The sequence below is a fragment of the Paenibacillus sp. FSL H8-0548 genome, from assembly GCF_038630985.1.
GTDB lineage: Bacteria > Bacillota > Bacilli > Paenibacillales > Paenibacillaceae > Pristimantibacillus.
The window spans coordinates 7,268,758-7,282,183 of record NZ_CP152049.1 but is presented as its reverse complement, the minus strand read 5'-3'; the positions used below and the strand labels follow the sequence as shown (position 1 = coordinate 7,282,183).

The window sequence follows — 13,426 nt, the reverse complement described above, 5'->3', positions numbered from 1 at the left end:
TAGTTTGTGCAATAGAATGCCTATTCTTGAGCGATATTCGTTGGTTTGGAGATCAGTCTACTGCAATAGTACAATGTAGCTGTCTGAAACAGCTCTCATGTGAGGTTTTCATTGTAATAAGTGCAGTGTAGGCGCTTCTCCTTAATCTAACGGAAGACTTTAGTGTAGGATTTAGCGGATTTCGGGTCTTGCGCAGCTAAGGATGCTGCATGGATAGCTGCGCGTTGGAGTCTAATCTATAAGTTGAACTTATCATATGAAGATTAGCGAAGTGAGAAAATCGTCTGGAGAAACGAAGTATACGCCTTTAGAGCCGATATTCTCACCTTGAAATCTCTTAGGGAATCAAACGGTCTGAATGCAACCGTGCCCCTAAAGAACGCTCTACTGGCGCAGTGCACAAAACGTAAACTTATAGTTCAACTTATTATTGAATGGCTTTGAACAAATATAATACGATAGTGAGAATGTCTGCCCTTAATGTTGACCATAATGATAGATAGCAGATTATGGAAGAAGCAGGCGGTGGCTTGATTTAGCTACCTCTGCCCAGCGAAGGGATTGGTGCAATAATGATGAGAAAGATGGAGTGGCTGGCGAAGCTAGTAGCAGCAGGGCTGATTTTAAGTTTTTTGTCGATATGGACGACTGGATATATTGTAACGAGCTATGTCGAAACGCTGTTGAAACAGTTTAATTTGCCGCTAGAGGTACCGCCAATGGCAATGTCAGGCGTATGGGGAAAGCTATGGGGAGCAGATCCTCTAGTAACCACTGATTTAGTAGAAAAGGAACAGACTGTACCGGTCATAGCAGATGAATTAGACACTTCGTCCGAGGATCAAAATGATACAGAAACTCCAGCGGCTGTGGACGCATTTGGACAGGAAAACGATCCTCCGCTCACCGATATAGGAATCGGTGGAGGCACGCAGGCAGGCGGCAGCGCAGCACCAGAAACGGGTGAGGTGCAGGAGGGCATTGCAGGCACGGATGATCCGGAAACAGCGATGACAACAGAGGCTTTGACCGAGGTAAAGGAACAAATGAGCACCCAAGATAAGGAGGATTTATTTGGGTTGTTGATGAGTAAATTGCCTCAGGAATCGTGGCAAACGATCTCGCAATATATCGAAGATGGGCTGACGGAGCAAGAACTGACAGCGATTCAACAAATAATGGCACAGCATCTCGACAAGACCGAATATAATCAAATGATGGACATTCTGAAAAAATATTAATATTTTGTTGAAGGAGTAAAGGTTGCTCCAATTGTTAGGCATATGTTAAAGTAATAGGCGAGTATTCCTTTGGAATAATTCGTCTTTTTTTATTGTCGGAGATTGGAAAAAAAGCAGCATAAGCGCGAAAAGGAGACAATCATGACCGTTTTCAAGGACAAGGGTCGGATCCAGAAAGTATGGGATCGAACGATTCAATATTTTCAACGCAACCGAACGCAGCACTTGAATGACAAGACACAGCAACAAGCCGAAAGCAGTAAGGCACAAACGCCATTTTGGCGAAAGAAGCCAGTTCAGCTAACGAGCGGGGCGCTAGTACTCCTCACAGTAGCCGGATTTAGCGGCATCCAATATGTCCAAGCTAACACAGTCGAGTTTTATAACGTATATATAAATGGAACAGCCATTGGAACGATAAGCAATCCGGATGAGGTAGAGCAGCTGGTTCTGCTAGAAACTGAAGAAGTACAGAAGGCTAATCCAGATCTCAATGTGGTACTTGATACAGGAGAGATTACATACGAGCCGGAGAGCGCTTTCAAAGGGAAGCCTGAAACGGATGCAACGCTGGACAAGCTTGAGGGCATGTTCACTTCGCATGCGGTTGGCGTAGAACTGATCGTTGACGGGGCAGTGGTCGGAATTGTAAAGGACCAGCAGACGGCAGACGATATTTTGCTGCGCGTACAAAGCAAGTTTGCGCCTGAGCTTGCTGCAAAGATGAAAAGCGCAAAAGAAGTAAGGTCGTTATCCTATAATGCGAACGAGGAAGAAGCAAGCAAGGTATCTAAGAATCCTGGTCGTGAGGTTACAGAGGTCGAGTTTATTGAGACTGTTATGACAGAGACGATTGATACCGATCCAGAGCAAATTATGGAAGCAGAGGCTATTTATAAGCTGCTCATACAAGGTAGTATTCAGCCAATTGAATATACAGTACAAGCTGGCGATTGTGTCGGTTGTATTGCCATGAAGTTTGATATTTCGCCGGAGGTTATTTATAAGAATAACCCATGGATTAAAGATGATAAGATTACGATTGGCGATGTGCTTGATTTAACGGTGCTGCAGCCAGAGCTTACCGTGAAAACAACCGAAACCTTGGTTGAGATCGAAACGATTGAACCGCCAGTTGAAATTAAGAAAAATGAAACGATGCGAGTCGGCGAGTCGAAAACAATTTCAGAAGGAACGTCTGGCTCTAAACGGATGACGTATCAAATCGTGAAGCAAAACGGCTATGTCGTATCCGAGGAGCTGATTTCGAAGGAAGTCATCACGGAAGCAACTCCCAAAATCGTTGAACGAGGTACAAAGGTAGTTCTAGGCGAAGGCTCAGGCCGGTTCGCGATGCCCGTATCGAACGCTAGATTGACCAGTAAGTTCGGACAGCGCTGGGGACGCATGCATAATGGTGTCGATTATACAGGAAACAAGAACATTATGGCGTCGGACACAGGTGTAGTTGAGTTTGTCGGAACGAAGCCGGGGCTTGGGAAGACGATTATTATTGACCATAAGAATGGTTATAAAACGGTTTACGGACATCTAAGCTCTTATAAAATCACTAAAGGCAAAATTGTAGAAAAAGGCGACATTATTGGTATTATGGGCAGTACAGGCAATTCCACTGGCGTTCATTTGCATTTCGAGGTGCATAAAAACGGCGTTTTGCAAAACCCGCTTAAGTACTTATAAATTATACCCAAATGACTGCAAAAAGAATCACTTTCGCGAGCTGCGAGGTGGTTCTTTTTTTATATATAGGATAGGTTCGGCATGTGTGTGAAAATGAAAGGAAAATCCTTGTTAACATGAGGGAAGTTTCATTGTGAACTAAAGGATAACGTGTGTTAAAATAGAAGTTAATACAAAGGACAAGCGACGGGCGGGTGTAACGATGCACGGAAAAATATTAGTGGTCGATGACGAACAACCGATTGCAGATATTATAAAGTTTAATTTGGAGAAGGAAGGGCATGAGGTTATATGTGCCTTCGATGGCGGCGAGGCGGTTCGGCTCGCTTTTGAGGAGAAGCCCGATCTTATTTTGCTGGATCTGATGCTGCCTGTAAAGGATGGCATGGATGTATGCCGTGAGGTTAGAGCTAAGCTGCAGATGCCTATTATTATGCTCACTGCAAAGGATACAGAAATTGATAAGGTGCTTGGTCTTGAGCTTGGAGCAGACGATTATGTAACAAAGCCATTTAGTACGCGCGAGCTGCTGGCAAGGGTGAAGGCTCATTTGCGCAGACAGCAGAAAACTTCAGAAATGAACGGTGAAAACCAAGCGGGCACGACTGAAGGGCCTGCAGCGCAAGAGCAGCAGGGCTTTAAGCTGTTTAACTTGTTTATTGATACAGACATGTATGTGGTTTACAAGGATGGCGAGCCGCTGGATCTGACTCATCGTGAGTATGAGCTCGTTCATTATATGGCCCGCAACAGCGGCAAGGTGATGACGCGCGAGCATTTGCTGCAAGCGGTATGGGGCTTCGAATATTTTGGGGATGTGCGTACCGTTGATGTGACCATTCGCAGATTGCGTGAGAAAATCGAGGATGATCCAAGCCGACCTGAATATATTATGACCCGCCGGGGACTTGGCTATATGATGAGAAGCTCCAAAAACGGGAGCTTTGGTGCAGGATGAAGGGCAAGAGTTTTTTTCGCACGATTCAAGTTAAGCTGGTCATTATTTATTTGCTGCTTATTCTAGTTGCAATGCAAATTATCGGCGTTTATTTTATAAGCACGGTCAAGCATTCGTTAATTGACAGCTTCACGAAAAACCTGAAGGAGCAGGCAGATATTTTGTCCAAGTTTGCGGCTCCCAGTCTAGCGGCAAAGCCTGACACTGAGGGGGATTCTTCGGAGAGCACGACGGAGGATCTAAGCCTAGTGGTTCGTAATCTATTCAGCATAAGCGGTGCTGAGGTTCAGGTGCTGGACTCGAACGGCAAGATGGTTGCCACCTCCGTGCAGGGCAATCAATCGAATATCGGGAAGAAGAATAAGTCGCTTGCCGTGAGCAGGGCGCTTCAAAATATTACTGACAATGAACAGGAAATTATAGATGAAGACAATACGCGCAAGAAGATGATTGCGCAGCCGGTGACAGTGAACGACAACAAGGTAGTTGGGGTAGTGTATGTCGTAGCTTCGATGACGGAGCTGTATGAGACGGTAAACCGAGTTAACCAAATCTTTTTCTCGGGAACTCTGATCGCCCTTGGACTTACTGGTGTGCTTGGCGTATTGCTCGCCCATACGATTACAAGTCCTATAAAAGGTTTAACGAGGCAAGCGGAGGCGGTTGCGGAAGGAAAGTTTGATCTGCAGGTGCCGGTGCTTGGCGATGATGAAATCGGCAGCTTGAGTATAGCCTTTAATGATATGACCATTCGGTTAAAGGAGGCGCTATCGGTCAATGAGGAGGAGAATGAGAAGCTTGCTTCTATCCTCTCCAATATGAGTGACGGCGTAGTGGCAGCCGACGAGAACGGCAAGGTCATTGTCTGGAACCGCAGAGCGCTTGAGCTGCTGGACAAGCGGACCTGTGAGGGCTTTGCTTTATCGGAGCTGTTTGATCTTTCGGAGCAGCGGCTGGGGGAGCTTCAGCAGGGCAAGGGCCAGACTCTTCTCATTGAGCGGGATTTCGATGAGCAGGAGATGGATGCAAGCAGCGAGGGGATCATGCGCGCGACCTTCACGCCTATTCATCGCCGAGATAAGGGGATTACGGGAACGATTGCGGTACTGCAGGATGTAACTGAGCAGGAGAAGCTGGAGCAGTCGCGTCGTCAATTCGTCGCTAACGTCTCGCATGAGCTGCGAACACCGCTAACAACGATTAAGAGCTATGCTGAGGCGCTTAATGACGGAGCGCTTGAGGAGCGGGAGTTGTCTGAGCGGTTTGTTGGTGTTATTCGCAATGAGACGGAGCGGATGATCAGGCTCGTTACCGATCTTCTGCATCTATCGCGTCTGGATTCGAATCAGGCGCCGCTTCGCAGGCGGCAAACGAATATACACGATATGCTTGACGAGGTAGCCGACCGCTTCTCATTCCAGCTTAGACAGAAGTCTATTCGAGCAGCGGTCCACGTCGAGCAAGGACTGGAATCTGCTTGGCTGGATCGTGATCAAATTGATCAGGTACTGGATAATTTATTCTCGAACGCAATCAAATACACGCTGGACGGTGGAACGATTGAATTAACGGCAAAGAGGCCGGCCGATTCGGCATTGCTTGCCATTAGCGTGAAGGATACAGGGATTGGCATTCCTAAAAAGGACCTTAACCGAATTTTTGATCGCTTCTATCGTGTGGACAAAGCTCGCTCACGCAATATGGGCGGTACGGGTCTTGGACTTTCGATTGCCCGGGAAATTGTTAAGGCGCATAGCGGTACAATCTCCTTAGATTCCGAGCTAAATGAAGGCACGACAGTTACATTTACTCTTCCGCTGCTGGGTGAAGGGGGCGAGCTTGCATGAAGGAGAAAATAAAAACAACAGTGCTTATTGGACTCGTTGTCATTAGCCTTCTCCAAAGCTATCTGCTTGCCTATAGCATGCCTGGTCTTGGTGTAACGGTAAGAAGTGATCAGGATTATGTGATTACAGAGCCGATAGGAACAGCAAAGAGCGTGGAGAGTGTTATTTTTCCCGAGGAGCTATTCATACATTTGGGCGGCAATAAGCATACGGTTATCTATCCAGGTACGCAGTTCTACGAGATGATTCTTAATCAGCGTATTCAAGGCAGGGAATTTAAAGGATTCCAGCGGAGCCCGGCCGATGTGCTGAACTGGGAAAGTATTCGCAAGAATGATATCGGGATCGAGCTGAGGTTTAACAATGGCATTCCTGTTGAGCTGCTGCAAAAGCTGCTTAAGCTGGAGGGAGATCTGCTGTTTCTTAACGAAACGATTGATCGGATTTGGATTTTTAAGACGACGGGGACAGAGGAAATTCGAACCTTCTTCTTCAGTATAGACGGCAAGATGGTTTATGAGTCCGTTCGTGCAGACTTAACGGTCCGTGATGTACAGGATTATGTTGGATTTGGACAATTCCAGCCAATGTATACGATGACTGCAGATGGGCTTTATATTCCGGATGGGCCAATTCAGTCAACCGAGATGATATTTCCGTATGAGACCTATTCGCCTGACTTGATGCAAAGAAGCTTGTTCTTCGATCCAAGCACAACGAATTCACTGGAGCACCGAAGCGGGTCACAGATTTACACGGACGGAAAGCGCGGCTTACAAGTAGAGCAGAACGGAAAATGGATTAGCTACACCGATCCAAGTGCGCCGCAAATTGCCGAAAATCTGCTTAGCGATAACGTTTATAAGTCTGTGGACTTCGTTAATCAGAACGGCGGGTGGGACGGAGTACATCGGTTTGTAAATGTTGCGCCAGGAGGCGAAGGGAAATATATTCGCTTTAAACAGTATGTAGAGCAGTATCCAGTCATTGAGACACCGCCTTTTCGTTATGGTTATATGAATCTGACGCTTCAGCAAGGCGTCGTTACTGAATATTCAAGATCACTAATTACGCTCGGCGCACAAACGGAAGCGCGCAATGTAAGATGGCTGCCCGGCGGCGAGTCGCTGCAGCAAAGCCTCAAAAACTATGGCAAGCGCAGTGAAGTAGAGCATCTTTTCCCAGCCATGCAAGCATTGCCGATAGATGATAGTCAGCTTCGGTTTACGCCCGTATGGGCGGTTCGTTTGACGGATGGAACAGAAGAAATTCTAGTGGATGCGTACCCTAATGGCTATGAACCGCCGGAGGACTTTGTCGAGACCGCAGAGGATGAGCTGGGGGAGGATCAGGAGAGCGCTGATGAGAAGGATATAGCTGCAGCTTTATACGGAGGAGCAGCTGTGAATTCTGTTGGCGGCCTGAATCCACTGAGAACCAGTGATATTGGCCAAGTACGTTAGATGGCAGGGGGTGAAGGCGAGTGGATTGGGGACGAGCGAAAAACGTGCTTATTATTTCGTTTTTACTGCTCAATGTGCTGCTGGGCTATCAGCTTTGGCTCGATATTAGAGAGCAGCTGAATATGAATGTGAATTCGGCAGAGCTGCCGCAGGATAAGGTGGTGCTTATGCAGCAGAAGCGTATTGCGTTAGAAGCCAATCTGCCGCTGGAAACGCCAGAGCTAGGGGATCTAAAGTATGTGCTTCATTCAGACAGCCGCAAAAATGCGGAGCCGATTATTTTGGACAAACCGGTAGACAGTACCATTATTTATTCGAAGACACAATTGCTAAAGACGCTTGGGAGTCATATTCCTGAGCTCGATCAGTATGCTTTTGATCTGTTGAACAGCAGTGTGGACAAGTTCATCCTATATCGAGTCGTTGAAGGACGACCCATGTTCGATGTGAAGCTAACGCTGTACATCAGTAATCAAAAAATAACCTCCTTCCTGCAGGATCGTGTGGAGCTGCTTGATATGAGCGAAGCGAAGCCGGTGCTGCCAGCTGCGAAGGTAGTGGCTAGTTTAATTGAAACCTATTTGCCGGATGGAGCAATCATCTCTGATATTCAGCTTGGCTATAAGGGCCAAATCTTCGATTCTGAGAAGCAGGTGTCTGCGCCGTCATGGCGGGTCATGCTGGAGAGCGGAGACCTGTTTTATGTGCATGCCATTAGCGGCGAGGTTGCAACGGATGAGGAGCAAGAGGAAGCTGCAGCGAACGGTTTACATTAACGGGAGCGGGAGAAGGGACAGGAAAGAGAGATTATGGGAATGCGATTTACGGTACTTGGGAGCGGCTCGACCGGCAATGCGACGATCGTGCAAGGAAATGAGAAGACGGTCATTGTTGATGCAGGAATGAGCGCGAAGAAGCTGGATGAGCTTATGCGGGAACGAGGGATATCCGGCCATGAATTGGACGCATTGTTTGTTACACATGAGCATTCCGATCATATAAAGGGCTTGGGTGCATTTGCCCGCAGATATGATTTGCCTATTTACGCGAATGAGGCGACATGGGCTGCAATGGAGAGGCATGTGGGCACGATTGCGGCAGAGAAAAGAGTATTTATGGAAACAGGCGAAGAGATTGCCTGCGGTTCGATGCTAGTACAATCGTTTCCGATTTCGCATGACGCAGCTGAGCCGGTAGGCTATTGTTTTGCAGAAGACGGTGAAAAGCTGAGCCTGGCTACGGACCTAGGCTACGTTAGTGAAAAGGTAAAGCGTCAGATCATCGATTCGGATGTACTGGTGCTGGAAGCCAATCATGATACTGAGATGCTGCGGATGGGCCGTTACCCCTGGAATACGAAGCGTCGTATTCTGAGTGATGTCGGCCATTTATCAAATGTGGCAGCAGGCGAGGCACTGCTGGAGCTCATGACAGATCGAACCAAACGTGTCTATTTGGCTCACTTGAGCCTTGATCATAACTTAATGGATTTAGCGATGCTGACGGTGAATTCTATATTAGAGGATCACGGAATATTTTATAAGAAGGAAGAGCATCCCTTGCGGGCAACGTATCACGACAGGCCTACTGCATGGGATGAAGTGAAACGGAAATAAGGGTTTCCAGCTGTGCATCGAGCGAATCGGCTTTGGCGCTTAATTCTTCTCTTGTCAGTATGCCTTTTTCTATAAACAGCTCTAGCATTGCGCTTAAAGTTAGAATAGTACGATAGTGATCATCCTTCAAATCTGCTAGCTTCGCAGCAAGCTGTACATGTTCCCAAGCGGCAGGCGTTTTGGTTTTCATAGTAACATCTCCTTTTTTGGTGGGATGAATATTGATCTTATATTCAAGGTGAAACGGCTGTCACCGTCCTTATGGCGAAATGCTATACTTTCCTATATTTTATAAAAAATACGTTATGCTCGTCGTTCGAATCTATTATTATTTTAGTCAATTCTTCTGAAAACATTCCTATATAAGTTGAACTAAAAAAATAAAGTTACAGCGAAGCGAGAAGATCGTTCTGGAGAAACGAAGTATTCGCCTTTGCAGCCCATATTCTCACCTTTAAATGTCTTAGGAAACCGAAGGATCTGGCTGCAACCGCGACCCTTCAGAATGATCTACTCGCGCAGCGCACAAAACGCAAATTTCTAGTTCAACTTATATAGAATGAAAAAATAGTCTTGATGTTTTGAAACATCGAGAGGAGCGATTGTAATGAGCCTGTTCGACGACGATTTTTATTCGACTAAAGTATCCAAGCGTGCTGCTCGCGAGAGCAGAAAGAAGGACTTGGCTTTTCCATATAGAAGATTCCCATTTAAGTGGACAAATGTTCGCATAGCGGTTGTTTCATCCATGACAAGTGCAGTTGTTGCAACGCTGTTGTTCGGCGTTGTTTTTGGCGGAGGGCCCAGCATAGGCACCGGAAGATCCAAAGCTGTGTCAAGCGGCATATTGGCGGTTGATCCTATGGAGCGACCGATTCAGGCGTCTGCAAAAGTGCGTCCAGCAGTGGTAAGCGTCATTAATCAGCAAATGTACGCCCTTGGTATTGGAAAAGGTGCTGCGCTGCCCAAGGGGACCGAGGAATCGGGTATTTTGCGGGAGGCTGGTATTGGCTCGGGTGTAATTATAAGCAAGAAGGATGGAAAAGCGACTATTATTACCAATTATCATGTTATTGATGAGGCTGCAGCTGTAAAGGTTGTGCTGATGAGCGGAGAGACGCGTGATGCGCGGATTGTAGGCAAGGATCAGATTACAGATCTTGCCGTGCTTGAAATCGATGCTAAGGGTATTGATGTTGTCGCTGAGATTGGAGATTCCTCTACTCTTCGCGCTGCTGAATATATTATTGCAATCGGCAACCCTCTCGGACTTGGAGAATCGGTTACGACAGGAAGTGTAAGCAAGACGACACAAATTGTGCCGGTATCGCTTAATCAGGATGGTGTGTACGACTGGGAGCAAGAGGTTATTCAGATCGATGCTTCGATTAATCAAGGCAACAGCGGCGGTCCGCTCATTGATTTGAACGGCAGGGTCGTCGGAATAAACAGCATGAAAATAGCAGATTTAGGCGTTGAAGGGATTGGTTTTGCCATTCCAATCAATCTGGCCATGCCAATCGTGGATAGTTTAATTAAGCTTGGTTATGTGCCGCGTCCGTATCTTGGCGTCTACACGATGGATCTGGAGCAGTACTGGCAGCAGCAGGACTTTGAGGATGCATTCGGAAATGCGCTCGAGGAGGATGGTCTGCCGGATGCTAAGGCTGAGGATGAAGACGATCTGGAAGGCGGAGGAGTACCTCTAAAGCTACCAGATGAAGTATATGACGGTGTTATCGTGCTTGAAGCGGTAGGACCTGCTAAGGATGCTGGCTTACTGTTTAATGATGTCATCGTGAAGCTGGATGGTCAATCGATTGGCAGCACGATCGATCTTCGTAAATATTTGTACACGAAAAAAAATATTGGCGATGCTATCGAAATTAGCTATTACCGCGATGGAAAGCTAAAGATTGCCAATTTCAAGCTTGGCGAGAAGGAAGCTGAGGAATAGCAACCTTAAGAACCGCAGTGTGCTAACGGGATGCCGTTTGCGCTCTGCGGTTTTTGTTTTGGGGAGACGGAAGCGGGAATGAGGGTAAGGGCAGAGCCAGAGCCAGTGCAATAGCGAGGACAAAAGGAGGAAGCGAAGGCGGCATACAGGAGAGGATAAGGGGAAGAAAAACAAGGGTGAAAATAGGGGAGGATTAATAATGAGTAAATGCGAAGCTTGTCGTCTTCACATGGAGTAGCGTTTTCTGATATGCTGTGTATAGATAACTTGGACAATTAACGGATACGAAAACCATCAACTAGGGATAGGAAGCGTGCAGCGATGTATTGTGTATGTAAAGAACATATTGAAAAGGCATTGGATCGATTTGTAGATGAATACGAGGATGCGCCAGATGTGGTGGATTTAAAGGAAACGCAATTTGCAGATTGGGACCCACCGCGGAAATGCGATTTTTGTGATGAACCAGCTACTTTTTTGGTGGTTTAAAGAGAAAGGGATCGTATTATACTTGTGAGCACGTATAATGAAGCGGGCTTAGGGATAGGTATGGACATTATAGGGATTCATGTCCGTTTAGTGTAGCGGGCGGAAGACAAGATCCGACACTATAAAAGGACGTGTAAGGTTTGCATATACAAATAGCTGCAGTTGGAAAGCTGAAGGAAAAGTACTTAGTGCTTGGCATAGCGGAATATGCCAAGCGGTTAGGGCCTTACGTGAAGCTCACGCTCACGGAAGTGCCCGATGAGAAGGCGCCGGAGACGATGAGTCCGGCGGAGGAAGCGATTGTGCGCGAGCGAGAGGGCGAGAGGCTTCTAGCGCAGCTGAAGCCTGAAGCGCATGTTGTCGCGCTCGCGCTTGAAGGCGAGCTCTGGTCCAGCGAGGATCTCGCGGGCCAGCTCGATAATTTAGCCACGTATGGGCGCAGCCACGTGGCTTTTGTTATTGGCGGGAGCAATGGTCTTGCTCCCGCGGTACTGAAGCGCGCCCAGCAGAAGCTGAGCTTTGGGCGCATGACCTTGCCGCACCAGCTTATGCGTCTGGTGCTGGTGGAGCAGATTTATCGAGCTGTGAAGATAAATCGGGGGGAACCTTACCATAAATAGGGCGAAACCCGTGACAGGCGCAGTTGAATAATACGGGGAGAACGTCGATCCATAAATGCACGTTCGTTTGGGGCAATGCTGGCAATTGAACCAAAAACAAAAAATAGCGGCGTAGGGATCACCTCCCTTGCGCCGCTATTATTTTAGGTTAATTCATTCTGGTCCAACCAATCTTGAACGACTGGTTGGAGATTGTCTCTGCTAGTTATAGAAAACGGCGGGTTAAATTGAAATCTGTTACGATAGGCCTCTCCAATGGCGATCAAGATATCGTTTAAGTTTTCAGCGGTCACTCCGTCTATTCCTACATCGGCAAATGGTGCGACTTTTCTGTAATTTGTAAGTGTACACACCCTACTTCCGCCACGCAGCAGAAATAGTTTCGCATACTCGAGCGTGAACTTAAAGTTTTCTTTAAGTTCATTAATGGGCTAATCTACCATGATAAAATATTACATAAAGATCCTTCATGGTAAAGGAGTGAGTCTGATGCTGGTCGTTGGAAGAAAACCCGGACAATACATAGTGATCAACGAAAAAATTATCATAAAGGTAATTAAAAGTGAAGAGGGGCACTTACGCTTGGCTATTGAAGCGCCAAAAGATATCTCTATCGTTCGCGGAGAATTGCTAAATCAAGAATAAGCACAAGAATGAAAGCTGCTTGAGAACAGGTAACGTTCCTGCAAGCTTTTAATCTTCCCTAACGCGCCCCATCTGAAGTATGCCGTGCAAGCATCCTGAAGATATGCTTCCGCTATATGATTCTTGTCCATTGAAAGGTAAAGTTGAGCCGCTAATTCATTCGCAATCGCTTCATATCGAGGATAGCAATGTTCTTGAGCCCATTGGATCGCTTGATCGTAAAGCTTCGTCGCTTTCCGGAACGACCTTTGTCCATTGTTTCATTCGAGCCAGCAAGCGTTTTAACACTTTGCGATAACCACGCCTTGAAATATCCGTAGCACTGGGGTAAGGGCCATAATGGCTAATGAATGATAGGATCAGTGTCCCTGCTTGATTAATGGGAAAATTTAAATTCATTTTCTAGTTTCTCGGATTCTTCAGCAAATGCGACAGCTTCCGAATAACGGCCATATAAATAATAGACCTCAAGCTTGTAGGTGGAGTAATAATACATATTCCCTTTGTTGTGCTCATTGTTCGATATCTTTTCCTGCAGCAGTCGGCTCTCAAAAAGCCCGCCGTTGAAAGTCAGGTGGTTAGAATCCGTGATGTTTTTAAAGCCTTCACGTTCTTTAATCGATTGAATATCCCAATCCCAAAATAATAATAACTTTCAAAAAAATTTTTTCGCAAAAAGACTAAACATTTCAAATAAATTGTCGATATATAAATTAATCTAATATCCGATTACTCATGGACGAGTAAATACGCATGTAGTTTCAAGGAAGAACACTTGAAACAGATGCCTATTTATTCGTCTTTTCGCTGTTTAGATGTCGTTTTTTGAAAATTGAATAATTTATTAAATAATTACGAGACTTAGGATGAGCAAATAAGTCGCCGTCAT

General features: G+C 46.3%; 12 protein-coding genes. 11 read left to right on the top strand and 1 reads right to left on the bottom strand.

Annotation, left to right across the window (positions count from 1 at the left end; genetic code table 11):
* Window positions 1–572 precede the first annotated feature (572 nt).
* The 7 genes from MHI37_RS30770 to MHI37_RS30740 all read left to right on the top strand — a co-directional run bounded on the left by MHI37_RS30770 (window position 573) and on the right by MHI37_RS30740 (window position 8,826).
* Window positions 573–1,241 (top strand): hypothetical protein, encoded by a 669-nt coding sequence (locus MHI37_RS30770; RefSeq protein ID WP_144023745.1) that lies wholly within the window; start codon window positions 573–575, stop codon window positions 1,239–1,241.
* A gap of 141 nt (window positions 1,242–1,382) precedes the next feature.
* Entirely contained in the window at window positions 1,383–2,942 is a 1,560-nt protein-coding gene (locus tag MHI37_RS30765) for a M23 family metallopeptidase (protein ID WP_076338387.1), read from the top strand.
* A 202-nt stretch (window positions 2,943–3,144) separates the two neighbouring features.
* Window positions 3,145–3,900 carry a response regulator YycF gene (gene yycF / locus MHI37_RS30760; RefSeq protein WP_076338386.1) on the top strand — a complete coding sequence of 252 codons (756 nt, stop codon included), beginning with the start codon at window positions 3,145–3,147 and terminating at the stop codon, window positions 3,898–3,900.
* Entirely contained in the window at window positions 3,897–5,747 is a 1,851-nt protein-coding gene (gene walK, locus MHI37_RS30755; protein ID WP_076338385.1) for a cell wall metabolism sensor histidine kinase WalK, read from the top strand. Before yycF ends, walK begins: the two co-directional genes overlap by 4 nt.
* Complete coding sequence (gene yycH / locus MHI37_RS30750) at window positions 5,744–7,210, top strand: two-component system activity regulator YycH (protein WP_076338384.1); 1,467 nt, start codon at window positions 5,744–5,746, stop codon at window positions 7,208–7,210. The genes walK and yycH overlap by 4 nt, the downstream gene beginning before the upstream one ends.
* 20 nt (window positions 7,211–7,230) lie before the next feature.
* Complete coding sequence (gene yycI, locus MHI37_RS30745) at window positions 7,231–7,986, top strand: two-component system regulatory protein YycI (RefSeq protein WP_076338383.1); 756 nt, start codon at window positions 7,231–7,233, stop codon at window positions 7,984–7,986.
* A 33-nt stretch (window positions 7,987–8,019) separates the two neighbouring features.
* The gene (locus MHI37_RS30740) at window positions 8,020–8,826 is read left to right on the top strand and encodes an MBL fold metallo-hydrolase (RefSeq protein WP_076338382.1); all 807 of its coding nucleotides are present in this window, start codon (window positions 8,020–8,022) and stop codon (window positions 8,824–8,826) included.
* Here MHI37_RS30740 and MHI37_RS30735 read toward each other — a convergent pair.
* Window positions 8,795–9,016 carry a hypothetical protein gene (locus tag MHI37_RS30735; RefSeq protein WP_076338381.1) on the bottom strand — a complete coding sequence of 74 codons (222 nt, stop codon included), beginning with the start codon at window positions 9,014–9,016 and terminating at the stop codon, window positions 8,795–8,797. The genes MHI37_RS30740 and MHI37_RS30735 overlap by 32 nt on opposite strands.
* Before the next feature lie 417 nt (window positions 9,017–9,433).
* Between MHI37_RS30735 and MHI37_RS30730 the strand changes: the two genes are divergently transcribed.
* From MHI37_RS30730 to MHI37_RS30715, 4 genes are all read left to right on the top strand, one after another.
* Complete coding sequence (locus tag MHI37_RS30730; protein WP_076338380.1) at window positions 9,434–10,783, top strand: trypsin-like peptidase domain-containing protein; 1,350 nt, start codon at window positions 9,434–9,436, stop codon at window positions 10,781–10,783.
* A gap of 321 nt (window positions 10,784–11,104) precedes the next feature.
* The gene (locus tag MHI37_RS30725; protein ID WP_076338379.1) at window positions 11,105–11,272 is read left to right on the top strand and encodes a CxxH/CxxC protein; all 168 of its coding nucleotides are present in this window, start codon (window positions 11,105–11,107) and stop codon (window positions 11,270–11,272) included.
* 140 nt (window positions 11,273–11,412) lie between these two features.
* Window positions 11,413–11,892 (top strand): 23S rRNA (pseudouridine(1915)-N(3))-methyltransferase RlmH, encoded by a 480-nt coding sequence (gene rlmH / locus MHI37_RS30720; protein WP_076338378.1) that lies wholly within the window; start codon window positions 11,413–11,415, stop codon window positions 11,890–11,892.
* A 489-nt stretch (window positions 11,893–12,381) separates the two neighbouring features.
* Window positions 12,382–12,537 (top strand): carbon storage regulator, encoded by a 156-nt coding sequence (locus MHI37_RS30715; RefSeq protein WP_076338376.1) that lies wholly within the window; start codon window positions 12,382–12,384, stop codon window positions 12,535–12,537.
* Window positions 12,538–13,426 lie beyond the last annotated feature (889 nt).

What these genes read in the sequence shown, in the direction of transcription:
- MHI37_RS30770 (WP_144023745.1), top strand. Translation starts at nt 573, where the DNA reads ATGATGAGAAAGATGGAGTGGCTGGCGAAGCTAGTAGCAGCAGGGCTG.
- MHI37_RS30765 (WP_076338387.1), top strand. Translation starts at nt 1,383, where the DNA reads ATGACCGTTTTCAAGGACAAGGGTCGGATCCAGAAAGTATGGGATCGA.
- yycF (WP_076338386.1), top strand. Translation starts at nt 3,145, where the DNA reads ATGCACGGAAAAATATTAGTGGTCGATGACGAACAACCGATTGCAGAT.
- walK (WP_076338385.1), top strand. Translation starts at nt 3,897, where the DNA reads ATGAAGGGCAAGAGTTTTTTTCGCACGATTCAAGTTAAGCTGGTCATT.
- yycH (WP_076338384.1), top strand. Translation starts at nt 5,744, where the DNA reads ATGAAGGAGAAAATAAAAACAACAGTGCTTATTGGACTCGTTGTCATT.
- MHI37_RS30740 (WP_076338382.1), top strand. Translation starts at nt 8,020, where the DNA reads ATGGGAATGCGATTTACGGTACTTGGGAGCGGCTCGACCGGCAATGCG.
- MHI37_RS30735 (WP_076338381.1), bottom strand. Translation starts at nt 9,016, where the DNA reads ATGAAAACCAAAACGCCTGCCGCTTGGGAACATGTACAGCTTGCTGCG.
- MHI37_RS30730 (WP_076338380.1), top strand. Translation starts at nt 9,434, where the DNA reads ATGAGCCTGTTCGACGACGATTTTTATTCGACTAAAGTATCCAAGCGT.
- MHI37_RS30725 (WP_076338379.1), top strand. Translation starts at nt 11,105, where the DNA reads ATGTATTGTGTATGTAAAGAACATATTGAAAAGGCATTGGATCGATTT.
- MHI37_RS30715 (WP_076338376.1), top strand. Translation starts at nt 12,382, where the DNA reads ATGCTGGTCGTTGGAAGAAAACCCGGACAATACATAGTGATCAACGAA.